This is a genomic window from Staphylococcus saccharolyticus, from assembly GCF_900458815.1.
GTDB classification, from domain to species: domain Bacteria; phylum Bacillota; class Bacilli; order Staphylococcales; family Staphylococcaceae; genus Staphylococcus; species Staphylococcus saccharolyticus.
Window position 1 is genome coordinate 1,589,652 of the sequence record NZ_UHDZ01000001.1, and the last position, 26,989, is coordinate 1,616,640.

Sequence of the window (26,989 nt, forward strand, 5' to 3'; positions counted from 1 at the left end):
TCCTTTCGTAAAAAAATCTCTTTACATCAGCGAATGTAAAGAGACTAAAATGAAATGTTGTCAAGTGCAATTGTCAGTTGAACTTTATCAATTACATTTCTAATGAAGAATTAAATTAAGGCCTGTTTAATCAGATTAACGTGATACATTGATATCATCAATATTTGATTGCTGGAGGCGTCTTCAATTTAATATCTTCACCTTTTTCAGTCTCTCGTACTGCTTTAAAAGGGATATTATTCAATTACTACCGCATTTCTGTCATCAATTTCATCTAAATATACTGAAACTGACTCATCTCGTGCTGTAGGTATATTTTTTCCAACAAAATCTGCTCGTATAGGAAGTTCACGATGCCCACGATCAACAAGGGTTGCAAGTCCAATTTTGATAGGTCTAGAATGTAGTAAAATCGCATCTAATGAGGCTCTGACTGTCCGCCCTGTGTAAAAAACATCATCTATAATGACAACAATTTTATCATTAATATCTACACTAATGTCAAAAGGATGCGCATTCGATTGTTGCATAACCTTATCGATATCATCTCGAAAACGAGTTATATCTATCGTACCAGTTGGTACAAGCTGTTGCTCAATTGAATTAATTTTTTCTTGAATACGATGTGCTAGAAATGCACCTCTTGTTTTAATACCTAAAAGGACTAAATCCTCAGTTCCTTTATTGTATTCTAAAATTTCATGAGCAATTCGAGTGATTGTACGCTGTATCGCAGCATCATCTAAAATGATTCTTTCCGACATCGTCTCACCTCTTCGAAAAATGTGAAAAACCTCATATCTTTAATAAAGACATGAGGTTCAAGGATAAAAAGAAAAAGTTTAAAATTTCTCTATTATATATAACATCATTGATTATAATCATTAACAATAACCATCAATCAATGAGACTTATTTATCCTAATTATTCATGCCTTCGGAGCCTCTCTGGACCCTCAATTAAAGACGGTGTTTTTTATATTTAAACTGTTATAAGTCTATAGCTTTTTAAGAAATAAGTCAATGGCTAATATAGAATAAAATCTAAATGTCATTTAGTATAGATTTAGTTTTTAAATTTTTTAGCTACTGCTTTATACAATATAAAGTAATGATCAAACCCTCTATTAATTTCGATGTGTATGAAGCTAAGTGTCATTGATTCAGTATAAATCAGCCTCAAAATATCAGATTTCAATTAAAATTAGAACTCAGATAAAAAACTCTAAGATAATGTCAAATCATCTTAGAGCTTTCATTTAAGCATCTCTGTGTCTTATATCCTCAAGTAAATCTTTAAATTCTTTTGGTAAGTCGATACTCTTTTCAATATATTGATGAGTGACTGGTTGTTCAAATCCTATCACTCCAGCATGTAACGCTTGGCCACCAATATCTAATGTTTTTTTCGGTCCATATTTTGGATCACCTACGAGTGGATAACCAATATATTTCATATGTACGCGAATTTGATGAGTGCGTCCAGTTTCTAACTGACACTCAATTAAAGTATAATCTTTTAAATGTTCTAGTACGTTGAAATGTGTAATTGCATCTTTACCATCATCTACGACAGCCATCGATTGACGATCATTTTTATTTCTACCTATTGGTGCATCAATAGTACCGTAGTCGTGTGGAATATTCCCATGTACTAAAGCTGTATATTTTCGTTTAACCATTTTATCCATGAGCTGTTCTACTAAACCACGATGTGCTATATCATTTTTAGCAACCATTAATAACCCAGATGTATCCTTATCAATTCGATGAACAATACCGGGACGAATTTCACCATTAATACCTGATAAATCTTTAATTTGATACATTAGTCCATTCACTAATGTTTCCGTATAATGACCGGGAGATGGATGAACTACCATTCCCTTAGGTTTATACACCACAGCAACATCTTCATCTTCATAATAAATATCCAAATTTAAATTTTCTGGTAGAATATCCGCTTCTACAACTTCTTTTTCAGTGACAATAATCTGATCATTCATTTTAACTTTGTAATTGGACTTAATGACCTTTTCATTGACTTTAACCAAACCTTCTTTAATCCAATCTTGAAGTTGACTTCGTGACCACTCCTTATTAAAGTCCGAGAGTAATTTATCTATTCGTTGACCAACATGAGATTCATTAGTAATTTTATATTTGTATGTCTCCAAATTCAAACCTCCTTATCCTTTAGTAGTAGTGTCTTTAAGTAGCGCAATAATGACAAATAATACACCAATTGTTAAACTGGAATCAGCAATATTAAAAATAGGAAAATCATATCCAAAAATATTTGTATCGATAAAGTCAACGACTTCACCGTGTAAAATACGATCAATAAAATTTCCTAATGCACCAGCAAATAATAAACTTATTGCTACTTGCATAAATAAATTAAATTTAGCTTCTTTAATATAAAACACTATAAGTACAACTAAAATAATTAAAGTGATGATATAGAAAAATCCCATCTTTCCACTTAAAATGCCCCATGCTGCTCCATTATTTCTATGGGATGTGATATTTAAGAAATTTGGAATAACTTCATAAGAGTCTCCTATCTTCATTGATGTCGCGATAAACCATTTCGTTACTTGATCGAATACAATTACTAAAATAGCAACGAGTAAAGAAACTCCAATATAATATTTCTTTTTCATTGAGGGACCTCCAATCCGTAGCTCGTCATTTTTTGACAACATTTAACATTATATCCTAGAATGTCATTTTAAAAAAGCTATCGCATTATTAAACTATAAAGTGTTTAAAAGGTGTATCTATTATTGCTTATGCAAGATTAAAATGATAATTATTCTTATCAAACGAATAAAGTAAGTCATCGTACAACTTGCTATACTAATGAAGTGTCACTACTAAAATAATTTACACTTTAGCTTTTTGAAGATGAATATATTTATAATTTTTGATTTCAAATACAGCAATAGTACGCTGTGTGATTTCATAAGGTCAATTATAATTCATATCAGAAACGTTTGTGTAGCCATCTTTATTAATTTTCTCTATATAAGCAACATGTCCATGCTTTCTTTTAGAAGATTGTAGAATAGCACCTAATTGGGGCGTTTGATTGACTAAGTAGCCATCATCGTGACGAGCTTGTTTATCCCAATCCTTGGCATCATTCCATGAATTTCCAATTTGATTACCATCCCTTTTTATCCTACCGAATACATACATAGTACGTACACTGTCCTTTTTTATATGTGTTATATTTTATTGGATTCATTTCCCAAAAATGGCTTTCTGGCTCTGTCATATCCTGATTATCTAAACCGTCTATGACTGCACCACTAGTAAATAACAAACTGGCAATGACTATAGGTATGATTAATTTTCTCATATCATCACTCTACTTCTATTCGATTAAATCTAAAATATAGACCATCTGGACCCTTTAAGCTTTTATGAGCTGTTTGTGGATAATGAAAATCTATCATAGCCAATCCATAGGTATTTTCATTATCTACCCGTTTTATTGAAGATAGCCATTGATTAATAGCTAGGTGATTATAATAATAATTGGATGCTAAAAATAAGGAGTAATCATCCATATGTGCAGATTCTTCCAATCCAAAGTAATTTAAATAATAAGATTTAACTTCAGAAATTCTTATTGTTTTCAAATGTAACGACCCTAATTTAGTCTTATCTGGTATACCTTGCCATTTTTCATCAGATACCTGTTTAAGTAACCTTGGTACATTAATTGGCGCAATATCCATTCTAATACGATTTTCTTCTTCATCAATCCATGAATCAATGTCTTGATCTACATAAAATTTTAGAGCATTCCCTTCAGGATCTTCTATAAATAGACATGTTGCTACACTTTGCTCCCCACCATTAACCGATATTTCAAAGTCACTAAGCTGAACAAGTAAATCTGCTAAAGAAGATAGATTGGGTAATAAAATACCTATATGAAATAACCCTGACTCAGACGTTATAGGTTCCCTACCATTTTGAATTTCATTAAAAGTAATAAACTGATTTGAATCTCCCACTTCATATCGAACGGCAGTCATGGATTCATTTACCAAATTAAACCCTAAAACTTCTTCATAAAATGCTTTAATGACTTGTTTATCTTTCACATTAATTGTTACTCCGTTTACAAAATTTGCATTTTTATTATGAAACATTTTACTATCCTTTCAAATCTAACTTTATTTACACTATTTATTAGCTTAAAATTCAAATACCCTATCGTATCGACAACATCATATTTTAAATATTATGCCTAAAAATTCGAATGAATTCAAATTTTTAGTTTGTAATTTTTTATTTAGACCTTCTTTTTACAATTGAAAATTAAAAATATTATGTATAATTGCTTAAAAATAAAAAATAACGTCTGAGAAATTCATCTCAGACGTTATTCAATTTGACTCAGTTTTTATAATTTATTATAAGTTTGTTATACAAGTGTTTTGACAACATCTTGACAACGTGGACATAGATGATCAAGTTCACCGACGGAACCTAACTCTCCAGCATAGTTCCAGCATCTTTCACATTTTTCTCCTTCAGCATGTTCAATACGAATGTCACCATACTGACATGACTCACTATTTTCAACCTTTTTAGTGACTTCAACTTGAGATACGATAAATAATTGTTGTAAATTATCGAATTGTTGTAAAAACTCTTGCGCTTTAAATGAATCGTTATTACCAATAACAACTTTAGCCTCCAAAGATTTACCAATCACTTTTTCATTACGTGCTTGTTCTAACGCACGGTTTACATCATCACGTAAATGCATCAGTGTGTTCCATTTATCTAATAACTCTTGATCTACATCGACTATTTTTGGCATTTCTGTTAAATGTACACTTTCTTCTTTCACATGTGGCGTATGTGACCATACTTCTTCTGCAGTATGAACCAAGATTGGTGCAAGTAATTTAGTCATATCTACTAAGATTTGATATAACACTGTTTGCATACTACGACGTTTATGAGAATCTTTTTTCTCAATATATAAAATGTCTTTACCATAGTCTAAATAGAAATTACTTAATTCTACATTGATTAAATTTTGAACTTCTTGATAAATGTTAAGGTAATCAAAGTTTTCATAGTTGTTAATTGTGCTGACAGAGAATTCACGTAAGCGATTAAGTAAATAACGATCAACATCAAGTAAGTCATTTTCAGCAATACTATCTGTTTCTGGATTAAAATCATTAATATTACCTAGCATAAATCTTAAAGTGTTTCTAATTTTACGATAAACATCAGACGTTTGTTTTAAAATTTCATCAGAAATACGAACATCTGCAAGATAATCGGTACTGCTTACCCATAGACGTGCAATATCTGCACCTTTTTGCTTCACAACTTGATCTGGAACAATAACATTACCAAGTGACTTACTCATTTTCTTACCTTCACCATCCATAACGAATCCGTGTGATAGTAAGAATTTATATGGTGCTTGACCCCTTGTTGCAACAGCTGTAGTAATTGAAGAGTTAAACCAACCACGATATTGGTCACTACCTTCAAAATATAAGTCTGCTGGGAAACTTAGTTCCGGTCTTGTCTCTAACACGCCACGATGAGAAGAACCTGAATCAAACCATACATCCATAATATCTGTTTCTTTAGTAAATTCACCATCTGGACTACCTGGATGAGTGAATCCTTCTGGAAGTAAATCTTTTGCTTCTCGTTCAAACCAAATATTTGAACCATGTTCTGCGAATAAATCAGCAATATGATTCACTGTTTCTTTCGTCATGATGATATCGCCATTTTCAGCATAGAAAACTGGTAATGGAACACCCCATACACGTTGACGAGAAATAACCCATTCGCCACGATCACGAATCATATTATAAATACGTGTTTTGCCCCAACCCACTTTGAAATCTGTATCTTCAATAGCATCAAGAATATCTTGTCTGACTTTATTAATTGAAGCAAACCATTGTGGTGTAGCTCTAAAGATAACTGGTTTTTTTGTACGCCAATCATGCGGGTAACTATGAGTGATAAAGTCGAGTTTAAGAAGTGCATTTTTCTCTTTTAGAAGATCTGTTACTGCCTTATTTGCTTTATCATAGAACATACCCTCAAATGGGCCACCTTCTTCAGTAAAGACACCTTTATCATCTAATGGGCTAATTACAGGTAAATCATATTTTTGGCCCACAACATAGTCATCTTCCCCGTGACCAGGTGCAGTATGAACACAACCTGTACCAACGTCAGTCGTAACATGATCTCCATTAATAACAAGTGACGTACGATCTAAGAATGGATGTTGTGCTTCAACATATTCTAATTCTTTACCTGTAAATTCTTTTTCTAATTGAATAGCTGCTTTGTCCCAGCCTAATGCTTCAGTTACTTCCTCTGACAATGCTTGTGCAACAATATATTTATGTCCATTCACATTATATTGACCATATTTTAGTTCTGGATGTACTGTGATAGCCACATTCGAAGGAATTGTCCAAGGTGTAGTTGTCCAAATAATGAATTGTGCATCTGAATCAACTTTACCTTTAGTATCTTTTACATCAAAAGCAACATAGATTGAAGCAGAACGTTTATCATGGTATTCAATTTCAGCTTCTGCAAGTGATGATTCACTTGAAGGTGACCAATACACAGGTTTTTTACCTTTGTAGATTAATCCTTTATCAGCCATTTCTCCAAATAATCTAATTTGTGCTGCTTCATATTCAGGGGTTAATGTAATATATGGATTATCAAAATCTCCACGTACACCTAATCGTTTAAAATCTTTCTTTTGAATATCTACTTGCTTAAGTGCAAATTCTTTACACTTCTCTCTAAATTCAGCAACTGACATTTTTTTACGATCAACGCCTTTTTTAGTTAGCGCTTGTTCAATAGGTAAACCATGTGTATCCCAACCTGGGACATATGGTGCATAGAAACCTTGCATTGTTTTATAACGAACAATAAAATCTTTAATAATTTTATTTAAAGCATGACCCATATGTAGACTACCGTTAGCATATGGTGGTCCATCATGTAAAATATATGTCTGATTACCCTTATTTTTTTCTAGTGCTTTTTGATATTGATCTTCTGCATCCCACATTTCTTGAATTTGTGGTTCTTTATTGGGTAACCCCCCTCTCATAGGAAAATCTGTCTTCGGCATTAATAAGGTATCTTTGTAATTCATTATATCCACTCCTTGTAATGATAAAAAGAACTCTAAGTTCAATTAAAAGGGACGGTTAATCCGCGGTACCACCCTATTTAACTCAACTTAGAGTTCTCTCAAAAAAATATTAAAATAAAAAGCCAGTGATATAAGAAACAAACTATATGTTAGGCTCTCACCAATTCCTAACTCGCTGGAATATGTTAACTGTTTCTTACGCGTCTGTCTTTATATCATATCAATAAATTGTCGTTTAGAAAATGCATTTTTAATAATTATATCTATCTTCTGCATATTCTACACTATTTTCATCGAAAAAATACATAGAACGTTAACGTTTATTTATGTCAAATATTACTATTTAAAGTTGAATGAGATGATTCTGAACTAGACATTGAACCACTTATAGATTCAGAAGAAGAAGTATCAGTATTTTGAGACGACTGTTGTGATTGACTTTGTTTCATTTCATGTTCTTCCGGTGTTAAATCATTGTCGTTTAAATGATGTATATTTTCTAATGTCACTTGTTCAGCATCTATGTCATAATTAAGTAAATAATCCCAATCTTCACTTTTTAATAGGTCTAATTGAGCTTCGACTAACATGCGAAAACGAGATCTAAATACTTTAGATTGACGCTTCATATCTTCTGTTTGGAAAGACATACGACGTGCTTTTTCAATCGCATCATTCACTATCTTATCTGCTTGTACTTGAGCTTTAGCTAAAGTTGCTTCAGCATCTTTAGTTGCAGCTAATTTAGTTTCTTCTCCTACTTTTTGAGCTTGAATTAAAGCATTACTCACTGATTGATGCACACCTTTATAGGATTTAATATTTGTATCTCTATCTTCAATGACCTTTTCAAGTTGCTTTTTATCTTCTTTAAGACGCTCAATTTCATTGCTTAATTGCTCTAAATAATTAGCAACTTCTGTAGGTTCTAGACCATTTTTCACTCGTGTAAATTCTTTATTCTTAATTTCACTTGGTGTGAAAGACATGTTAATCCTCCTCATATTGTATACTATTTGAATAATGTTTGATATGTGATGTGTAATTTATTCTTTTTAGTTCTTCCACCTATATCTATTATTCGCGCTCTACCAAATCCTTGGATGGAAAGTAAGTCGTTTTGTTCTAATTGAAAGTCTGGAGTATCAACAATCGTGTGATTCACTTTAACTCTTTTCTTTTCTATTAACTGTTTAGCTATACTACGCGATTTGTGAATCATTTCTTTGAGAACTACATCTAATCTCATTGCACTAACTGTAGTTCCATGTGTTCTCCAATTCTCTTCTGATTGTATCATATATTTAAAAGGAATAGAATTAAGTTTAACTGTTGCACCTTTGATACGAGTTAATTCTGACATCATATATGATTCCAGTCGCTTTGTCAAAACAAATTGAATTTCTTCATCAATCACAATGTCACCGAGTTGCTCTCTTTCTATCCCTAAAGACATTAAAGTTCCCAAAACATGTTGATGTTGCATGGTTACAAATTTTTTAGGGTAATCGAGCTCTAACAAAGAAATTTCAAAATCTTCCAGTTGCGGCTTGAAATATGAAGGTGCAATGATTGCACGTTTTCTTTCAGATTGAGGACCACCATTAAAATGGACGTTTAAATCTCCGTAACTTTTAGTAATCACTTCAAGGATATATTGTCCCCTAGGATCTAAAAAAACGGTTAACACGGGAGCATAGTTCTTATCCGCTTGTTCGCACTTATCTATTAATTGACCAATCAGTTCTTGCTCTTCTTTTCTAAAGTGTTGATATATATCGATGAGAGACACTCCTAACATTTTTATTTCTTATTAAATAATTTTGCATAAATCTTGAGTAAGCAAATTTCAAACCCATATGACAAAAACGAGGTCAAAGATTGTTAAATATACTTTGCCTCGTTTTAAATATTTAATATTAAAATGTAACATCATTATTTTAAAATAAATGTGAAAGTATCATATTGAAAATAGTTACTAAACCTTTTTGGAATAAAACTAATACAAAAATAGCAACTATAGATGAAATATCTATAATTCCAATAGGTGGAATTACTTTTCTAAATGGTTCTAAGAAAGGTTCGTAAATCTTTCCTAAAATTTCTCCTATCTTAGATTCTCTTATACTTGGAACCCAAGATGTAAAGAAATAAATAATCATTCCAAAATAATATACTTGAACTAAAAATATAATAAATCGGAATATAGTACTTAGTTGACCGACATCCATAATTTAGCTCCTTATTCGTAATGTTGCTCCATGCTTTCGATATGATCAGTTATGCTTCCAGCAACTTCGACGTTATCAGGTGTACATAAGAATATATCAGTACCTACACACTGAATATCGCCACCAATCGCATAAACTGTTCCACTTAAAAAGTCAATAATACGCTTAGCAGACACTTTATCAATGCGTTGTAAATTGACTAAAGTCGCACGTCTATTTTTCAACTCATCAGCAATATCTTGAGTATCTGAAAATACACGAGGTTCAAATAAGCACATTTTTGAGCTTTCCTGAGTTGCATATGTTTGTGGTGATTGATTCATTGTTACAACATTTCTAGAATTACTTTTTGAATTGTTATTCATACGATAATTCCTTTCTTCAGAAGTTGTGTTATGTCTCATTGTACCCTTTTGAGGTACAGATTTAATTGCATGCTGCTTAGTGTTATTCGCTTGTGACTTAGATGATGACACATCATCACTGCGATCTTCACTATCACGCTCTTGCATGCGTTCACGAGATCTTGAAGATTCACGTTCTTCAGGCGATTCTACTTCCTCTTCATCTTCTACTACAAAAAAACCATTAAATAAATCCTTTAAAGCCAAGGGGGCTCACTCCTATTCTCCTACAAGTTTAGTCCCAATTCTGACAAAGGTTGCACCTTCTTCAACTGCTATTTGATAATCATTACTCATTCCCATAGATAGTTCTGTACAAGGAGCATGTTCTAAATTGAATTGTTGAATTTCATCACTTTTATGTCTTAAATCTCTAAATAATGTTTGTATGTACGAACCGTCATCAGTAAATGGCGCCATCGTCATTAATCCGATAATTTGGATGTTTTCATAATCTTTAATTTTATTTATAAATTCAGTTACTTCTTCAAGAGCGATGCCATGTTTTGATTCTTCACCAGAAACATTGACCTGCAAGAAACAAGGTATGACATGATTTGCTCTTTTATTAATCTCCTTAGCTAGACTTAAGCGGTCTAAGGCATGGAAGTAATCGACATCATTAATCACATCTTTTACTTTTCTTGACTGTAATGAACCGATAAAATGCAATGTCGCATCACTTGGTAAAGCTTCTTTTTTCTTTTTAAAGCCTTCCAATCTACTTTCACCAAAATGCCTAATACCTGCTTCATAAGCTTCTCTAGCTCGCTCTATTGTAACATACTTTGTTACTGCAATCACGTGAGGTTGTGCTGAATGGATACTTTTTTTAGATATATCATGAATTTCAAGATTAATTTTATCTAAATTTTGCTTTACACTCATAAATTATTCACCTACTTTATTGACGTCCTATAAACGCTAACATGCGCCCAGTCTTACCTTTTTCAACTCTATAAGAGAAAAATAAATCCAAATTCTCTGAAGTAGCATAATTCGTTATATAAATATTTTGTTCGGGAACACCAGCTTCTTCAAGTAACAGTGCATTAGCCTTTTTTAAATTAATACCGTACTGATTGTCACCTCTAGTATAAATATATTTCGATGTATCAATCGTTAACTGTTCAAATTTGCTTTTGATATCATCATTAATTTCATAGGAACTAGATGTCGCTGGTCCAATGACAACTTGTAAATCATTAAAATCGAAATTCACTTTCTTTAGTATTTTTTTAACAATTTGACCATAAGTGCCTCTCCAGCCTGCATGTGCTAGACCCACATATCCATGCTTTTCGCTATAAAAATAGGCTGGCACACAATCAGCATAACACATCGTAAGTAAAATATTTGATTCATACGTATATATACCGTCTATACCATGTAAGTCGTGAGTTAAAGTCTCTATATTTATACCTTTATGTTCATGAGTAATTTCTGCAATTTGATTACCGTGAACTTGAATAGGAAATACCCAATCTTCTCTAGGAAAACTAATCTCTTTTGCAAGAAGTTCTTGATGCCTAGTAACATTGTTAGGCTCGTCATCAATATATCTCGCCATATTAAATGATTGCTTAGGATAATGACTTAATCCATTCTCTCGTGTTGTGAAACCAAGCTTGATATTTTGCATGTTATTCATTTGATAATCTAAATAATGTTCTTTAAGTTTGAACAGTTCTGTCATATTGTTTCACCACCATTTGAGAATGTTTAATTTCAGGTTACGTTCTAAATTCATCATTTTTAAGTATTAAATTGATTGGCTATGAAATCTATGTTCGACATAAATATTTTATAAAACAATTATATATCATAGCTTAATTCTTTTAAACTACTTAACTCTAATCAATAATTTTTATCAAATATACGATTTAATGTTGGTTTAAGTGTTTAATTTAAAAGCCAAATTAAAAAGCCATCAGAAAAAGAACTGATGGCCTGTTTGTTCAACACTATTTAATGATTAACGTCTAGTTCTTCTAGAACGTCTTTCTTCTCTATTTCTGATAAAGCTAGGAATATCGTCATCTTTAGTAGTATGACTTCTCTCACTTGCACTTTCAGATGATTGAGCGCTTGAATTATTTGTAATAAATGAATCTTCTTTAACGTTTGAGCTACTTTGGTTACTTGAGCTACTACTTACACTAGAACCAAATCCAGTGCTTGTAGATTTACGTCCTTGAGAAGAAGGTTTATTTTCAAATCCAGTAGCAATCACTGTTACTACAATTTCATCTTGTAATTCAGGATTGATAACAGTACCGAAAATCATGTTTACATCTTCATCAGCTGCGTCTTGAACAATGTCTGCTGCTTCTTGAGCTTCGAATAATGATAATGACTCTCCACCTGTAATATTCATAAGTACGCCTTGAGCACCTACAATTGATGTTTCTAATAACGGTGAAGAAATCGCCTTTTTAGCTGCTTCAACCGCTCTATTTTCGCCTGATGATACACCAATACCCATCAATGCTGATCCTTGGTTAGACATAATCGTCTTAACATCGGCAAAGTCTAAGTTTACTTCACCAGAAACTGCGATTAAATCAGAGATACCTTGTACACCTTGACGTAATACATTATCCGCTTCTTTGAAAGCTTCCATCATTGGCGTAGACTTATCAACAATGTCTAATAAGCGATCATTAGGAATGACGATTAATGTATCGACTGCAGCTTTCATGGCTTCAACACCCGCAGCCGCTTGAGTTTGACGTTTGCGTCCTTCGAAACCAAATGGACGAGTAACAACACCAACAGTTAAAGCGCCCATTTCTTTAGCAATTTTAGCAACAACTGGTGCAGCACCTGTACCAGTACCGCCACCCATACCTGCAGTTACGAATACCATATCCGCACCTTGGATGGCATCTTCGATTTGTTCACGAGATTCTTCAGCAGCTTTTTTACCAATTTCAGGATTAGCTCCTGCACCAAGACCACGTGTTAATTTCTCACCGATTTGGATTTTCGATTCTGCTTTAGATAAGTTTAAAGCTTGTCCATCTGTATTGATTGCGATGAATTCTACGTTGTTCATGCCATGGTCAATCATACGATTGACAGCGTTATTACCGCCACCACCTACACCGATGACTTTCAATGTAGCTAAATGATTAAATCCTTGTTCAAATTCTAACATTTAAATTTCCTCCTAGTCTTAATGGCCAATAATCATTCAAATAGAGATTTCATTAGTTTTTTAAATTTACCTTCTTCTTTGTCTTTGCTTTCTGATTGATGTTCTTCATCTTCTTGATGATTCACGCGGTCTTTATGAGATTCGTCACGAGGCGTTTCTGGTTCTTCCTCGCTATTATCTTTTTTATTTGATTTACGTTTAAACCAATCGAAACCGCTTGATTTAGGTTCGTTATCTTTATCGTTTTCGGATTCGATAACTTCTTCTTCAAATTCTTCACTATCTTGATAACTAATTGTAACATAATCTAATAACTCATCAAAAGCGATACTACTAGAAATTGTCGAAATTGCAGAAGAGAATTCTGGTTTTCTAATACCCATTTGTGATGGTGTATGAATTCTCACTTTTTCACTAACCATATCTTGTAGTAATTCTTTAACTCCAAGAAGATTAGCAGAACCGCCAGTAACTACAAATCCACCATTTACTTTTGTTAGACCTAAGTCATGTAAAACATCGAAAACTTCGAAGAAAATATCTTCAACTCGTTGTTCAATAAAATCACTTAAATCTTTCTGAGTGTATTGAACATGCTCCTCACTATCAACTTGATCTACCGAGAAAACATCTTGATCTGAGGCTGAATCATAAAAAGCATGCCCATATTGGTGTTTAATTTTCTCAGCAGTATCATATGTAGTATTTAAGCCTTGAGCGATATCATCAGTGATATCACGTCCAGCCATTTCTATAGATTCTGCATCGACTAACTCTCCGCGTTCATAAAAAGCAATCTGTGTTAAGTCTTCACCAACATCAATAACGCAGGCACCTAATTCTTTTTCAGTAGGTGTTAATATCGAACCATAGTTGTATGCATCAGAATAAACATCTAAAACATCAACGCCACACGCTTCAACACATTTAATCATATTGATTAAAATAGATTTTTGAATTGCAATGACACCAGCATCCACTTTTAATGAATGTCGAGCAATTAATTCTTTAGGATCTGAAACTTCATTGTCTTTATCCACTACAAAACGTATTGGAAAGACATTAATCACTTCTGTTTCAGAAACATCATTTTTATCACGAATACCATCCAGAACAGTTTCAATATGCGTCCCATTAATTTCAGTATCCTCGTAAAATTCGATTTCATTTGATTCATCATATACTTCTGTACCAATGATAGGTAATTTTAAGAATACTTCTTTTATATCTACACCTGAGGCAATTGAAGCCTTCTTAATCGTGTCTTTAATTGCTTGTCGTGCAATATCAAAATCGTCGATAAGACCATTTTTGATACCGCTAGTGTAGGTTTGTCCTGTACCTATCACATTTATTCCATTGTGAAATTTTTCGCCTACTATTGTTTTAACACTTGATGAACCAATATCTATGCTCACATAGTAATGTTCCTCCATAGATAGGCACCTCCTGACAAATTACTATTTAAGTACACTATGTTTAGTGTACAATACGATGAATAGCTTGTGAACTATAAACACATACTATTATCGAAATTTTTTAATTATTTTCATTAGATTGTTTATTAATTTTATTCAACACATTTTGTAGTTCTTCTTTTGCTTGGTTTTCTTCTTGTGTAGATTTAGTGACATCTTGTGAAGAGTCGGACTCAACATTAGATGAACCTTTATATGGAATAAACGATGCACCTACTGATAAATCGATGTATCCATCGGTTTTAAGATTACCTGAATCATCTCTACTTAATGATTGAGACATTTGAGGATAATATTGCATCTTATTTGCTATAGTTGTAATATTGCCAATGACTTGCAAATTATCTTTAGTAAATATTTCAATGCGACTTTGTTTATTCTTTTCAGGAGCATAACTTATTTCTGCTATCATACTTCTCACTTTTGGAGACATCTCTGATAAAGCTTGAATCATCCGCTCTTTCTTTTTACCTTTAAAGCCATCTAGAATAGGTCCGTCATGAGAAACATCATCACTATAGTTCTTTAATTCTTTACCGTCCTCAATAATAGGCACATATTTGTCTTTATTTTTTTCTAAACCTACAATTTGATATTCAATCACTTTAACATTCAAAGTATTTGGTAACTGTTTATGGATCTCAACATCCTTAATAAGTGGATTCTTTTTCAAGTTATTTATCGCTTTATTTTTGCTAAATGTGTACATTCTAGAATGTGAAGTAACATTCAATTCTTTATTTATTTTACTTGTACTAACATTATTATTGCCATTAATATTTACATTCACAATCTTACTTAGTGGCGTAAACATATAAAGTAAAAAAATGACAATCATTAAAATGAGTAATGTAATTATTGTGTATTGAATTCTCTTTTGTCTTTTTCGCCTTAATGCTCTTTTTTCTTCTAGTGTCAAAGGCTTAATTTCTGTAACTTTACCGTTACTCTCACTTTTTTTATCGTTATCTAAAGGCTCGTGTTGCTTATTTTTCGAAAAAGGTAATTTATTGAATAAATGTTTCTTTTTATCTTGTTCTTGTTTAGTAGAACTCTCATTCTTTGATTCTTTATTCTCTGTTTTATTACTTTCAGATGTATTTTCTTCAAAAGGCTTTCCATTTTGTTCCTGCTCTAAATTCATTTCTTGATTTTTTTGATACATATTACCTGTATCTAATGATAAGTTATCGTAATGTTGGTTAGTATTAGTCGAAATATTATTCTCTTCCGTAAGATTATCTTTTGTCTCTCTTTTACCTTCTATTTCAAATGAATACTTGATTTGATGCTCTTCGTTGTTAGAAAAAGATGATTGTGTTTCGATGTCATCATTTTCAGTTTTTGAGCCATAACGTCGTCTTTTACGATTGCGAAGCTTTTTGTTTCTTCTAAACAATTCTAAATCTTCATTGTCTTTGCTGACATTACTCTGTGAAGTATATTCGTCTATGCATGAAACTTTACCCTTTTTTTGATTATTATTATTTTCATCCATGAGCATTCACACTCCTTAGTAAGATGGCAAGTGTGCTCGGAATCTTTCGACAAATTTCTCACCACGTTCTTCAAATGTATTGTATTGATCCCAACTTGCACAAGCAGGTGATAATAATACGACATCATTAAGTTCTACAACATCTTGAATTTTATCAACAGCATCTTCAACACCTGTTGCTTTAATTACGTACTTGCCTTGACTATTACCTAGTTTAGCAAACTTTTCTTGCGTTTCACCAAAAACAACCATGACACGTACATTTTTCATATAAGGAATAAGTTCATCAAATTCGTTACCACGATCAAGACCACCACATAACCAAATAATTGGTTGTTGGAAAGAGTTTAGCGCAAATTGTGTAGCTAAAGTATTAGTTGCTTTGGAATCATTATAATATTTATTTGTACGATTCGTGCCGATATATTGAAGTCTATGTTCAATTCCTGAGAAGGTAGTTAAACTATCAACGATTACTTTAACTGATACGCCTGCCAAAATAGCAGCTAATACTGCAGCTAGTATATTTTCTAAGTTGTGTTCACCCGGCAATACTAAATCTTTAACGTTGATTATACGAATGCCGTTAAAGACAATAAAGTCATCTTTAATATAAATACCGTTCACTTCTTGTTGAGTTGAAAAATAAAATGTTTTCACTTTAAGATTTTCAGACTCAATCAAATGTCTTTGATGGTAATTACATATTAAATAATCGTCCTCAGTTTGATTTTTATAAATTTGTTTTTTAGCATTCTGATAATTTTCTAAGGTTTCATGGTAATCAAGGTGTGCTGAATAAATATTAGTAATAATAGCGATATGTGGCTTATATTGTTCTATTCCTAGTAATTGGAATGATGATAATTCTGTAATTAAGTATTCATCGGGAGTTGCCTTTTGAGCCACTTTCGAAGCAACATAACCAATATTACCTGATAAACGTCCAGTTAAAACACTTTTTTTGAACATATCTCCAATAAGTGAAGTCACTGTTGTTTTACCGTTAGTACCTGTCACAGCAATAATTGGCGCTTCTGAAATTAAGTAGCTTAATTCAACTTCAGTTAAAATTTTAAGTCCTCTTTTTACCGCTTCATCTATAATTGAAACCGTATAAGGAATTCCCGGATTCTTTACAATGATTGGATTATTATCTAGAAGAGATACTGGGTGACTGCCACTGATAACTTTTATCCCCATAGATTCTAAGTCTTTAGCATGTGCATCTTGTGAAAGATCTTTACCGTCATTTACAATAACATTTGCACCTAATTTAGATAGTAATTTTGCTGCTTCATAACCACTTTTTGCTAAGCCTACTACTAGAACATTTTTATTTTCTAATCCTGTGTAATTTAGCAATTTAATGCACTCCAATCCATAAACCGATTAATCCTGATATTAAACCTACAGTCCAAAATACAGTAACAACTTTCCATTCTCCCCATCCACTTAATTCAAAATGATGGTGAATCGGGCTCATTTTGAAAATACGTTTTTTAGTTAATTTATATAATGCAACTTGTAGCATCACTGATAAAGTTTCGACCACAAATACAAAGCCTATAAAGATAAGTGATAATTCTTGATTAAGCATCATTGATATTGTTGCAAAGATTCCCCCAAGTGCCAAACTACCTGTATCACCCATAAATACCTTTGCAGGATTTAAGTTATATGGAAGAAAACCTAATAATGCAAATATCATAATAATACAAAATGTACCAATTGCTGGTGAATCAAGTATGAAACTCATGATTGCATACATCGCAAAGCCAATGATAGATAATCCAGTAGCTAAACCATCTAAACCATCTGTTAAATTAACCGCATTTGAAAAGCCTACTTGCCAAAAAACAATAAATAAAACATAGGCAAATGATAAAGGAATATCAAAGTTCGCAAAAGGAATATGTAAATTCGTTGTGAAATTAATTAAGTGAAAACCATCACTTAAGACGAAGAATATTACTGCAATTATAATTTGTGCTAAGAATTTTTGTTTACTTGTTAGTCCTTGATTGTTCTTTTTAACAACAATGATGTAATCATCAATAAAACCAATAAGTCCAAATCCTATAGTAACAAATAATAGTAGAATAATTGGATTTGAATTATCCACAAAAATAATTGCGATAATTGATGTAGTAATGATACTAATTAAGAAAGTTAGGCCTCCCATAGTAGGTATGCCTGTTTTTTTCATGTGACTTTGAGGTCCTTCTTCACGAATGCTTTGTCCAAACTTCATTCTTTTTAAAGTAGGTATAAGCACAGGAACTAATATAAATGTTATGAGTAGTGCGATGATCGCATATATAAAGAACATATGAATCTCCTTTTCTTCACTTTCTAATTTTCACTCTTTTTATTTGTAAATAACCTTTAATATTTTATCAGTTTCTGCTTTATTTTTATATAAAACAATAAATTTTATTAAATAAGGTTGGGATCATTTATTAGTTTATCCCTAAAATGTTAATCCCAACCTGTCGTGTTTATCATATTCCATCAGTTATCATTTGAGGAAATTGAATGAGTATTTATGTTATTATTGGAGTCTTTTTTAGAATCAGAACTTGAACTATTCTTTGAATTTGATTTTGAAGATGTATCTGTTTTATCTTTTGATGAAGACTTATCTTTAGACTTTTTATCATCTTGAGTGTCGCTTGAATCATCTTCATTGTCATCAGTTTTTTCAGCGGATAACGTCACTTCAATTTTGTCCTTATTTTTCAATGTTTGACCTTTTGTAACGCTTTGACTTGTTACAAAACCATTACCTTTAGTAGAAACTTGTATATTTGTTAAGTCTTCAAAGGCTAATACATCTTCCTTAGTCCAACCGGTCATATCTGGCATTGTTATATCTCCATCAGTAAGTAATAAAACTTTACTATGTGGTAAGATTTGGCTTCTTGCTTTAACAGATTGAGCTTTAATTTGTTTACCATTTCCTATAGTAATTGGTTTTAGAGATTGAGCATTGATACTATCTTCGGCTTTTTGAGTTTCATTGCCTTGAACATTTGGTACCTTGCTGTAATTAGTTTTAGAAACTGAATCACTAGATTTACCAACGTTTAAATATTTAAGTGTATTTTCCATAATAGGTTTAAATGCTTTACTTACACCCATTTCATAGGCTTCTTCATCGTTTTTCTGAGCAAGACTCATACCAGCGTAAACAATTACTTTTGTTTTTTTCTTAGGTGCATCTCCTATAAAGCTTACAAAGTATGGATTGTTTCCTTTAACATATCCACCGCCATTAGAATCGGCAACTTGTGCTGTACCTGTTTTACCTTCAATATCGTATCCTTTGACACGATAATTCATCGCATGACTTTGTTTACTATTTACTACTTTATCTAATTCTTTTTCGACTTTATCAGCCGTTTCTTTTGTCACTGGTTGCCCAGCATATTGTTTTTTACCACTATAATAATTCTTTTTAGTAATCGGATTGTCAATACTACTTACAAACCATGGTTTCAGCATATTTCCTTTATTAAAGAATGACGATTGTGCTTGAATCATTTGAACCGGTGTAACCGTAGTGGATTGACCAAATGCAGATGTTTTTTGTTGTAATTCATTAGCCCAACCGATATTTCCTGATGCTTCACCATCAAATAGACCGTCAGTTTTTTTACCAAAACCAAATCTCTCATACCATGATTTCATTTTGTCTGCACCCACTAAATCTTGTAAGTGCATCATTAAAGTGTTTGAAGAATAAGTAAAACCTAGAGACATTGGTATTCTTCCCCAACCAGTTTTATTCCAATCAGAGATTTCTGAGCCCATAATATCTCTGTGTCCCGATTTATATTTTTCATCTGGTTTAAACTTACCTTCTTGGATTGCTGCGGCTAAACCAAATGTTTTAAATGTAGAACCGGGTTCATACGTATTTTGGTATAAATCGTTCGCCCATTTTTTCCCAAAATCTTTACCTGTTTCAGGATTAAAAGTAGGACGTTGACTGTAAGCTAGAATTTCTCCAGTTTTAGCATCCATGACTACCGCAAATAAGTCTTTTGGCGCATATCTATCAACCATATCATCAAGTGCTTCCTCAACAAACACTTGAATATTTGAATCTATAGTTAAATGAACATCATCACCACGTTTGGGTTGCTGTTCTTTTTTTGTATTTGGTGCTATATACCCCCAAATATCGTGAATATATTTTAAAGCACCTTGTGTACCATTTAGGTAACTGTTAAAGATTTTTTCCACACCTAAAGCACCGTTAAGTTGCCCTGTGTCAGGATCTTTTTGTGCCATACCAATGAGGTGAGATGCGAAATTTCCATTAGGGTAAAAGCGTTCAGTTTCAGGGTAAAGTGAGATTCCCGGTAAATTCATCTTTTCTATCTTCTCTTTATCTTGATAAGTTAAATCTGTCCCTTTTTGACCGAACTCAACTTGAAATACTTTCTTATTATTTAAACGCTTTTCAATTTCATCAGGTTTCATATCGATGACTTCAGACAATTTTTTTGCAGTTTTCTTCTTGTCGACGACGTGTCGAGGTTTTTTACTATTTTCACTTGCTTTTTTGTCTATAACAGCAACCAGTTTATACCTCTCCACATCTTCCGCTAAAACCTTGCCGTTTCGATCATATATCTTACCGCGTTCAGGTTGTTGTGAGTTTTTTACTAAATATTTTTCATTTGCTTTCATGACTAAGTCTTGACCATTTGAATGACCCGTAATCATGATATATGAGAACCTTAAAACCAATAGAAAAAAGAGCAGTCCGAATAAACCAACAAGTAGGACTGCCCCTATTTTATTTTTTTTAATTTTAATTTTTCGCTTCGCCATTATTACGCACTACCTTTACATTGTCGTTCTGTAGGCTCATGCCTTGCTTTTTAGCTTTGTCGTAAATGCGTTCATAAGAAGAATTTTTCTTAATTTCAGACTTTAATGCGCTGTTTTCGCTAGATTGTTTTTCTATTTTTTGATCCAAATCTGCAATTTTTCCTCGCGTATCGTACGCATCCATTTTTAAAGATAGCATATATATACTAATCAAGGCAATCACGGTAATAAGCGCTATGTATAAAATCTTTTCAAATCTAGTAAGTTGAACAACAACTTTTCTTTTTACCGTTTGTTTTTCGAGGCGTGATTGCGGTTGTCTTTGAGGAATACTGGTTTGTGTTGCTTCATCATAAGGTTGATAAATTTTTTCTACAGCCATTACACTTACTCCTTATTTTAAAATTTCTGCTACGCGTAGCTTTGCACTGCGAGCTCGATTGTTTTCATTTAAGTCTTCGTCAGTAGCGGTTATCGGTTTACGATTGACCTGTTTTAATTTCGGGGCATACTCTTCTGGAACAACAGGTAATCCTCTAGGAACATCAGGACCTTTCTCATATTCTTGAAAAATCTGTTTACATAAACGATCTTCTAAAGAATGGAAAGTAATCACCGAAATTCTACCTTTCACTTTTACACATTCGATAGCTTGTTCAATTGAATCCTCAAAAGCAGCTAATTCATCGTTGACAGCGATTCTTATAGCTTGAAAAACTCTTTTCGCTGGATGCCCACCTTTTCTCCTAGCTTTAGCTGGGATGCCTTCTTTGATGATGTCAACAAGTTGTAATGTCGTTTCAATTGGATGTTGTTCTCGACGTGCTTCGATTCTTCTGGCGATCTGTTTAGAGAATTTCTCTTCACCATATCGATAAAAATTTTTTACAAGCGCTTCATAAGACCACTGATTAACAACTTCGTATGCAGATAAATCTTGTGTTTGATCCATTCGCATATCAAGCTTTGCATCATTGTGATAGCTAAATCCTCTTTCTGGCACATCTAGTTGCGGACTAGAAACGCCAAGATCGTAGTAAATACCGTCGACCTTTTCAATGTTTAAGTCTTTTAAAATATTTGTTAATTCTCGAAAGTTACTATGAACAAAAGTGACTTTGTGCAGATGTTCTTTTAAAACTTCCTTTGCATTTTCTATGGCTGTTAAATCTTGGTCAATCGCTATAAGTCTACCTTCATCATTTAATTGATTAAGTAAATAAAGGGCATGCCCTGCTCCACCTAACGTACAATCAACATACACACCATCTTCTGTGATATTTAAATAATCAATGGTTTCGTTTAACATGACGCTAATGTGATGAAACACTTGCATTCCTCCGTTTAAAAATCAAAATCTATTAAATCTTCAGCAATATCTTCGAAACTTTCTTCTGATTCTTCATAGAAGTCATTCCAAGTTTCTCTGTCCCAAATTTCAATTCGATTTGAAACACCTATTACTGTACATTCTTTGTTTAAATTAGCATATTTCCTCAAATTTTGAGGGATATTGATACGCCCTTGTTTATCTAGTTCTACTTCAACGGCACCAGAGAAGAACATACGCATGAATTTACGTGCATCTTTTTTAGTCATAGGTAAGGATTTCATCTTCTCTTCAATTTGTTGCCATTCTTCAAGTGTGTAACCAAATAAACACTTATCAAGGCCTCTAGTGATAATAAAACGTTCATTTAATTCATAACGAAACTTGGACGGTATAATCATACGTCCTTTTGTATCTAATTGATGATCGTATTCTCCCATGAACATTTTTATCACCTCACCTTATTTATAATTTACCACATCTCCCCACCATCCTCCACTAATTATGCAAAAATAATGCAAATTATTTGATTAAACACAAAAAAACCCATTTTATCGTTAAGATAAAATGGGTTTAAAAGCCGTTATATCAAGGTTTTATAATAATATGATCAAAAGTGTATGAAAGTGGTGGAAAAGTGGAGGGGTTGAACACATCTATCCCAAAATCATTCATAATTTGAAATGGATTCCATATTCTTTCTTGCAAGCCTCCCATCGGATGGAGGACTTCACTAATTTCTCTAAACTGATGCATACTTGTATCATTTTTTCTTTCTATATTTAATAAATAGCGTTTCAAAAGATAGTCATATTGTTTCTGATGTATTTCATTATTATTCTTTAGCAATATTTGATTATCATGATTACCATCCACTTGCTCTAACAACATTTCAAAATGTTGTTGTTGACGCTCTTTCATTTGTTCTACTTCTTTTATAAAGATATCTGAAGCCTGTACTCTCACAAAGCTCTGTTTTTCTTTTTCAATACCATCTGAGATTACTGAACCAATAGTTAGATGATATTGTGTAAGCAACTTATGAGTTCTTTCATACAAATAAGATATGCGTAATCTCGGCATAACTATCGGCATTTCAACATCTAAAATATTAAATACACCCTTTAATTCTGCCCAATATTTTATTTCACTCGGACCTCCAACAAACGCAACCGTATTAAATAGCCATTCTTCAACCACAGGGCGTGTAACTACGTTATTTGATAATCTTTCTGGTTCCTTTTCGATGATTTCTAACAATTCTTCTTTAGTATAATAACGATTTGATTTACTTACTTTAAAACGACCATCCTCAAAAGTTAACAATTGTCTCATATGATCATCATGTAAAAATAAGTGCGTATTCGTATCTGTTTGAATCATTTGTGGCAACTGATTATTAGTCGTTGCTTGCTGAGTTTGACGAAATGCCGAATCTATATCCTGGTGCTTTTCTAAAATTGCTTGTAAAATAGGACGCTCCATTTGTCTTAAGGCAGGGTATTGCGCATCAATCAATAACAAACCATAATCTTTAAACACTTCATGTAGTAATGCTTTAAAAATATCAGTCCAAGTATCATATTGATTAATAATCTTTTTACAAAGCTGATAAACAATTTTAGTATGCGTAGTCTCATTGATTTCCTTAAAAAATTGATCCAAAGCATTTATTAAAGCATCTTTATCAGGAGTAAATCTGGACACATTACTTTCTGGCGGTGTCATAGTATGAAACTTAATTTTTTTAAGCGATGACGTTTTACTATTAAATGCATACGTGTGATTAACTTCATCAAAATCATGATCTTCGCCAGCAATCCAAAACGCAGGGATAATGTATTGATTATATTTTTTTGATAGTTGCTGACTTAAAGTTATGATTGAGAAAATCTTATGAAATGTGTATAGTGGGCCTCCTAAAAGTCCAGCTTGTTGACCACCAATCACTACTTTAGCTCCTTGATCTAACGCATTTATGCTTTCAACTTGTTGCTGAGTTAAATCTAAATCACTCATATATGATTGTACTACTTTAGATAATTGATGTTCTTTACCATTATTAGTTGCTTTCAATCTTTTAATGAAACTGTCCTCTTTTACAGCATCATATTCATAAAATGATGTAACTTGAGCATCACTATTTTTAATTTTATTAATGAATTGATCTTTTTCATTTAACTTTACAGTATTACATTCCATCTTTTTGCTCCTTCAATATCACTATCACTCATACAGTATAAAGATTATACTTCTTTATGACAATTTAACGGCTTAAAATAATCTATATAAATTTTGATTTTACGACTTAAATTTCTACAATGATAATTAAATGAAAAATAACATTAAAATAGATATAATGTAATAAAGATATTAAAGGGGGAGATAAATATGAACGAGATAAAACATTTGGAGATCAATTATAAAATTGACGAGCTCTTTGAAGATTTTAGAGAGTTCGGTAATAAAGATCTCTATATGGCAAAAGAACTTAAGGGGCAATTGATTGATGCAAGTTCTGACTCACCATTCTATGGTATTTTTGTTGGAGATAAACTTGCTGCAAGGATGGCTTTGCTTGATAAAGGGGAAGTTGAAGAAACATATTTCCCAAACTGTAATGACTATATTCTTTTATGGAAATTAGAAGTTTTGAAAAATTATCAAAGTCGTGGTTACGCAAAACAATTAATTGATTTTGCTAAAAAATATCAAAAACCTATTAAAGCAATCGCAAGAAATAAGTCAAAAGATTATTTCATAAAACAGGGTTTTGAAGATGTTGAGGCAAAAAATCCTGAAGGACACGATATTTTGATTTGGAAACCTTAACTTAAGAATAAAATAAAAATAATGTAATCATTTAAGTCAATCGATATGCAAGAGTATAGTACCATATCGATTGACTTCTTTGGTTGCTACCGTCTTAAACGTAATATTATTACACCTTATAAACATTATTTATTAATCTACTATATATTCTAGCTCAGCTAAATCATGTATTTCGTAGTCAAGTTCAATCGCTGTCATATTCTTTTTATCTCGCACGTTGAACCAACAAGTTGAAATATTAGCATTCACACCACCTAAAATATCAGAAGTAAGTGAATCTTCAACTATAATCGTTTGTGTCCTCTTATCCTCACCTATCTCTTTAAAAATGAAATCAAAGAACTTTGGCATAGGTTTTTGATATCCCGTTTGTTCAGAAATGAAAATACCATCAAATATATCGTTAAAGTTCGTTTGTGCAATACGACGTTGTTGTGTTTCTGTAACACCATTTGTAACGATATATAGTGAATGACTATCCTTCAAATGATTAATAGTCTCTATAGTATTACCGAAAAATTTTAATGGGGCTTTTGCCAACTCATCACGAAAACGCTCATCAGCTTCTTTGCCATTAACATTAATTCGGTAGTCTTTAAAATAATTAATAAAGCGATGTGATAAAACTTCCTTTTGTTAATTCATTCTTTTGAAAAGCTTCCCAATGTTCTTGATTCACCTTTCTAAAATGCGCAAAATCTTCTTTACTAGCATAATGATGATAATACTCAGCTATTTTAAAGAATGCCTTTTCTTCAGCATCATAAAAATCTACAATTGTATCATCAAAATCTAATAGAATATTTTTAAATTTCATTGTTATGGAATCTCCTAATTCTCTATAAGATAAGACTTTTTCATTAAATTAATCATAATGTTAACAGAATTTTGAGCATTAAAAAAGACCCGAGCTTTTGCCCTGGCTTACAAGTTGTAAATGAATAAATTAAAATCCGAAGATTTTACCTAATACACTAACACCGCTTGCTACGATATCAACGATGCTAGTACCTAATTTTGTCCAGTCTTGATCTTGAGCTGCTTTTACAGTGTTTGCAATTGCTTCTGCTAATTTTGCCATTATTATCTCTCCCTAATTTTAATAATCAAAATTAAAAAAGTAGTTTTATTTAGCTATTGAAATTATGCACCTAAGAATTTTGAAATAACACTTACGCCATTTTCAACAATACTTACAATGCTAGTAGCTAATTTAGTCCAATCTTGGTTAATACCTGCATCTACAGTGTTTCTGATTGCGTCGAATAATTTGTCCATTACAAAAATCTCCTTTTTAAAAATGATAATTCTAATTGTGCTAACATTAGTGAATTGGAATTAGTTTCCAAAAATTTCACTTACAATACTAATGCCATTTTCTACGATGCTAACAACACTTGTACCTAACTTTGTACCATCATTACTGATAGCAGCTTCTGCGATGTCTTTAATAGCGTTAAATAATTTTGTCATTATTAACACTCCTAAGATGTGTAAAAAAATATGAGTAAATAACTGCAAAACGATGGGTGTGTATGTATTATTTGTTACTCTATCGTTTTGTTACTTTAACTATATAATGTGTTTGTCACAATTTATTCTTATTTTCTTAAGAAGTCATTAATAATTCCTAGCTGTCGTGTTTTTATGCCTAAAAGACAGTTAAGAATACACAACTGTATTTCTCTCAATTTTATTGCCAAAAATTTATTTCATATTTGCAATAAATTAGCATTTAAGTATAAAAAGCACTAATATAGTGAAAAATATTAATATTTTTTATTGTACAGCTATTGCGAAAAGCCTGTTATTTAGATATAATAATTCTTGTGTTAAAAAATGTCCTGGTAGCTCAGCTGGATAGAGCAATGGCCTTCTAAGCCATCGGTCGGGGGTTCGAATCCCTCCCAGGACGCTAAAGAAGCCCGTGATAAACGGGCTTCTTTTTTATTATTAACATCTAATTAACCTTCTCAAAAATACATTAATGTTCAAAATTAAATTACACAATGACATC

Annotated in this window: 25 protein-coding genes, 1 tRNA gene and 2 pseudogenes; 2 read left to right on the forward strand and 26 right to left on the reverse strand. The window is 32.2% G+C overall.

The window, feature by feature from the left end; translation table 11 throughout:
• Positions 1-236: 236 nt before the first annotated feature.
• The 22 genes and pseudogenes from pyrR to bshC form a co-directional block, all read right to left on the reverse strand.
• On the reverse strand, positions 237-764 hold the full coding sequence (gene pyrR / locus DYE57_RS07785) for a bifunctional pyr operon transcriptional regulator/uracil phosphoribosyltransferase PyrR (RefSeq protein ID WP_115313539.1): 528 nt from the start codon (positions 762-764) through the stop codon (positions 237-239).
• Between the two features lie 494 nt (positions 765-1,258).
• The gene (locus DYE57_RS07790) at positions 1,259-2,176 is read right to left on the reverse strand and encodes an RluA family pseudouridine synthase (protein ID WP_115313540.1); all 918 of its coding nucleotides are present in this window, start codon (positions 2,174-2,176) and stop codon (positions 1,259-1,261) included.
• A gap of 12 nt (positions 2,177-2,188) precedes the next feature.
• Positions 2,189-2,665 carry a signal peptidase II gene (gene lspA / locus DYE57_RS07795; protein ID WP_165417867.1) on the reverse strand — a complete coding sequence of 159 codons (477 nt, stop codon included), beginning with the start codon at positions 2,663-2,665 and terminating at the stop codon, positions 2,189-2,191.
• A 223-nt stretch (positions 2,666-2,888) separates the two neighbouring features.
• Positions 2,889-3,366: pseudogene (locus tag DYE57_RS07800) on the reverse strand (CHAP domain-containing protein).
• Between the two features lie 4 nt (positions 3,367-3,370).
• Positions 3,371-4,168 (reverse strand): VOC family protein, encoded by a 798-nt coding sequence (locus DYE57_RS07805; protein WP_115313542.1) that lies wholly within the window; start codon positions 4,166-4,168, stop codon positions 3,371-3,373.
• Positions 4,169-4,443: 275 nt separating this feature from the next.
• Entirely contained in the window at positions 4,444-7,194 is a 2,751-nt protein-coding gene (gene ileS, locus DYE57_RS07810; protein WP_115313543.1) for an isoleucine--tRNA ligase, read from the reverse strand.
• A gap of 329 nt (positions 7,195-7,523) precedes the next feature.
• Positions 7,524-8,183 carry a DivIVA domain-containing protein gene (locus DYE57_RS07815; RefSeq protein ID WP_115313544.1) on the reverse strand — a complete coding sequence of 220 codons (660 nt, stop codon included), beginning with the start codon at positions 8,181-8,183 and terminating at the stop codon, positions 7,524-7,526.
• A 23-nt stretch (positions 8,184-8,206) separates the two neighbouring features.
• The gene (locus tag DYE57_RS07820) at positions 8,207-8,995 is read right to left on the reverse strand and encodes a YlmH family RNA-binding protein (protein WP_115313545.1); all 789 of its coding nucleotides are present in this window, start codon (positions 8,993-8,995) and stop codon (positions 8,207-8,209) included.
• 139 nt (positions 8,996-9,134) lie between these two features.
• Positions 9,135-9,425: a YggT family protein gene (locus DYE57_RS07825; protein WP_115313546.1), complete on the reverse strand. Its 291-nt coding sequence runs from the start codon at positions 9,423-9,425 to the stop codon at positions 9,135-9,137.
• A gap of 11 nt (positions 9,426-9,436) precedes the next feature.
• Positions 9,437-10,036 carry a cell division protein SepF gene (locus DYE57_RS07830; RefSeq protein WP_115313547.1) on the reverse strand — a complete coding sequence of 200 codons (600 nt, stop codon included), beginning with the start codon at positions 10,034-10,036 and terminating at the stop codon, positions 9,437-9,439.
• 12 nt (positions 10,037-10,048) lie between these two features.
• Positions 10,049-10,717 carry a YggS family pyridoxal phosphate-dependent enzyme gene (locus DYE57_RS07835; protein ID WP_115313548.1) on the reverse strand — a complete coding sequence of 223 codons (669 nt, stop codon included), beginning with the start codon at positions 10,715-10,717 and terminating at the stop codon, positions 10,049-10,051.
• Positions 10,718-10,733: 16 nt separating this feature from the next.
• On the reverse strand, positions 10,734-11,525 hold the full coding sequence (gene pgeF / locus DYE57_RS07840) for a peptidoglycan editing factor PgeF (protein WP_115313549.1): 792 nt from the start codon (positions 11,523-11,525) through the stop codon (positions 10,734-10,736).
• Between the two features lie 279 nt (positions 11,526-11,804).
• Complete coding sequence (gene ftsZ / locus DYE57_RS07845) at positions 11,805-12,989, reverse strand: cell division protein FtsZ (protein WP_115313550.1); 1,185 nt, start codon at positions 12,987-12,989, stop codon at positions 11,805-11,807.
• Between the two features lie 32 nt (positions 12,990-13,021).
• Entirely contained in the window at positions 13,022-14,425 is a 1,404-nt protein-coding gene (ftsA, locus tag DYE57_RS07850) for a cell division protein FtsA (RefSeq protein ID WP_115313551.1), read from the reverse strand.
• A 103-nt stretch (positions 14,426-14,528) separates the two neighbouring features.
• Positions 14,529-15,965 carry a cell division protein FtsQ/DivIB gene (locus DYE57_RS07855; protein ID WP_165417866.1) on the reverse strand — a complete coding sequence of 479 codons (1,437 nt, stop codon included), beginning with the start codon at positions 15,963-15,965 and terminating at the stop codon, positions 14,529-14,531.
• Between the two features lie 15 nt (positions 15,966-15,980).
• A complete protein-coding gene (gene murD, locus DYE57_RS07860; protein WP_115313553.1) occupies positions 15,981-17,330 on the reverse strand; it encodes a UDP-N-acetylmuramoyl-L-alanine--D-glutamate ligase in 1,350 nt (449 codons plus the stop codon).
• Between the two features lies 1 nt (position 17,331).
• A complete protein-coding gene (gene mraY / locus DYE57_RS07865) occupies positions 17,332-18,297 on the reverse strand; it encodes a phospho-N-acetylmuramoyl-pentapeptide-transferase (RefSeq protein WP_115313554.1) in 966 nt (321 codons plus the stop codon).
• A gap of 182 nt (positions 18,298-18,479) precedes the next feature.
• Positions 18,480-20,810: a penicillin-binding protein gene (locus DYE57_RS07870; protein ID WP_115313555.1), complete on the reverse strand. Its 2,331-nt coding sequence runs from the start codon at positions 20,808-20,810 to the stop codon at positions 18,480-18,482.
• Positions 20,791-21,192, reverse strand: a complete 402-nt coding sequence (gene ftsL, locus DYE57_RS07875; RefSeq protein WP_115313556.1) for a cell division protein FtsL — start codon at positions 21,190-21,192, stop codon at positions 20,791-20,793. Before ftsL ends, DYE57_RS07870 begins: the two co-directional genes overlap by 20 nt.
• 12 nt (positions 21,193-21,204) lie before the next feature.
• On the reverse strand, positions 21,205-22,140 hold the full coding sequence (gene rsmH, locus DYE57_RS07880; RefSeq protein ID WP_115313557.1) for a 16S rRNA (cytosine(1402)-N(4))-methyltransferase RsmH: 936 nt from the start codon (positions 22,138-22,140) through the stop codon (positions 21,205-21,207).
• Between the two features lie 14 nt (positions 22,141-22,154).
• Positions 22,155-22,586 carry a division/cell wall cluster transcriptional repressor MraZ gene (gene mraZ, locus DYE57_RS07885; RefSeq protein ID WP_115313558.1) on the reverse strand — a complete coding sequence of 144 codons (432 nt, stop codon included), beginning with the start codon at positions 22,584-22,586 and terminating at the stop codon, positions 22,155-22,157.
• A gap of 142 nt (positions 22,587-22,728) precedes the next feature.
• Positions 22,729-24,342 carry a bacillithiol biosynthesis cysteine-adding enzyme BshC gene (bshC, locus tag DYE57_RS07890; RefSeq protein WP_115313559.1) on the reverse strand — a complete coding sequence of 538 codons (1,614 nt, stop codon included), beginning with the start codon at positions 24,340-24,342 and terminating at the stop codon, positions 22,729-22,731.
• A gap of 189 nt (positions 24,343-24,531) precedes the next feature.
• Here bshC and DYE57_RS07895 point away from each other — a divergent pair, with 189 nt between their 5' ends.
• A complete protein-coding gene (locus DYE57_RS07895) occupies positions 24,532-24,972 on the forward strand; it encodes an N-acetyltransferase (RefSeq protein ID WP_115313560.1) in 441 nt (146 codons plus the stop codon).
• A gap of 132 nt (positions 24,973-25,104) precedes the next feature.
• Here the strand turns inward: DYE57_RS07895 and DYE57_RS07900 are convergent.
• From DYE57_RS07900 to DYE57_RS07915, 4 genes and pseudogenes are all read right to left on the reverse strand, one after another.
• Positions 25,105-25,789: pseudogene (locus DYE57_RS07900) on the reverse strand (YjjG family noncanonical pyrimidine nucleotidase).
• 129 nt (positions 25,790-25,918) lie between these two features.
• On the reverse strand, positions 25,919-26,053 hold the full coding sequence (locus DYE57_RS07905; protein ID WP_115313561.1) for a beta-class phenol-soluble modulin: 135 nt from the start codon (positions 26,051-26,053) through the stop codon (positions 25,919-25,921).
• 62 nt (positions 26,054-26,115) lie between these two features.
• Positions 26,116-26,250, reverse strand: coding sequence for a beta-class phenol-soluble modulin (locus DYE57_RS07910; RefSeq protein ID WP_115313562.1), 135 nt, complete (start codon positions 26,248-26,250; stop codon positions 26,116-26,118).
• Positions 26,251-26,310: 60 nt separating this feature from the next.
• Positions 26,311-26,445, reverse strand: coding sequence for a beta-class phenol-soluble modulin (locus DYE57_RS07915; RefSeq protein ID WP_115313563.1), 135 nt, complete (start codon positions 26,443-26,445; stop codon positions 26,311-26,313).
• A 368-nt stretch (positions 26,446-26,813) separates the two neighbouring features.
• Here DYE57_RS07915 and DYE57_RS07920 point away from each other — a divergent pair.
• Positions 26,814-26,887 (forward strand) — tRNA-Arg (locus DYE57_RS07920).
• Positions 26,888-26,989: the final 102 nt, after the last annotated feature.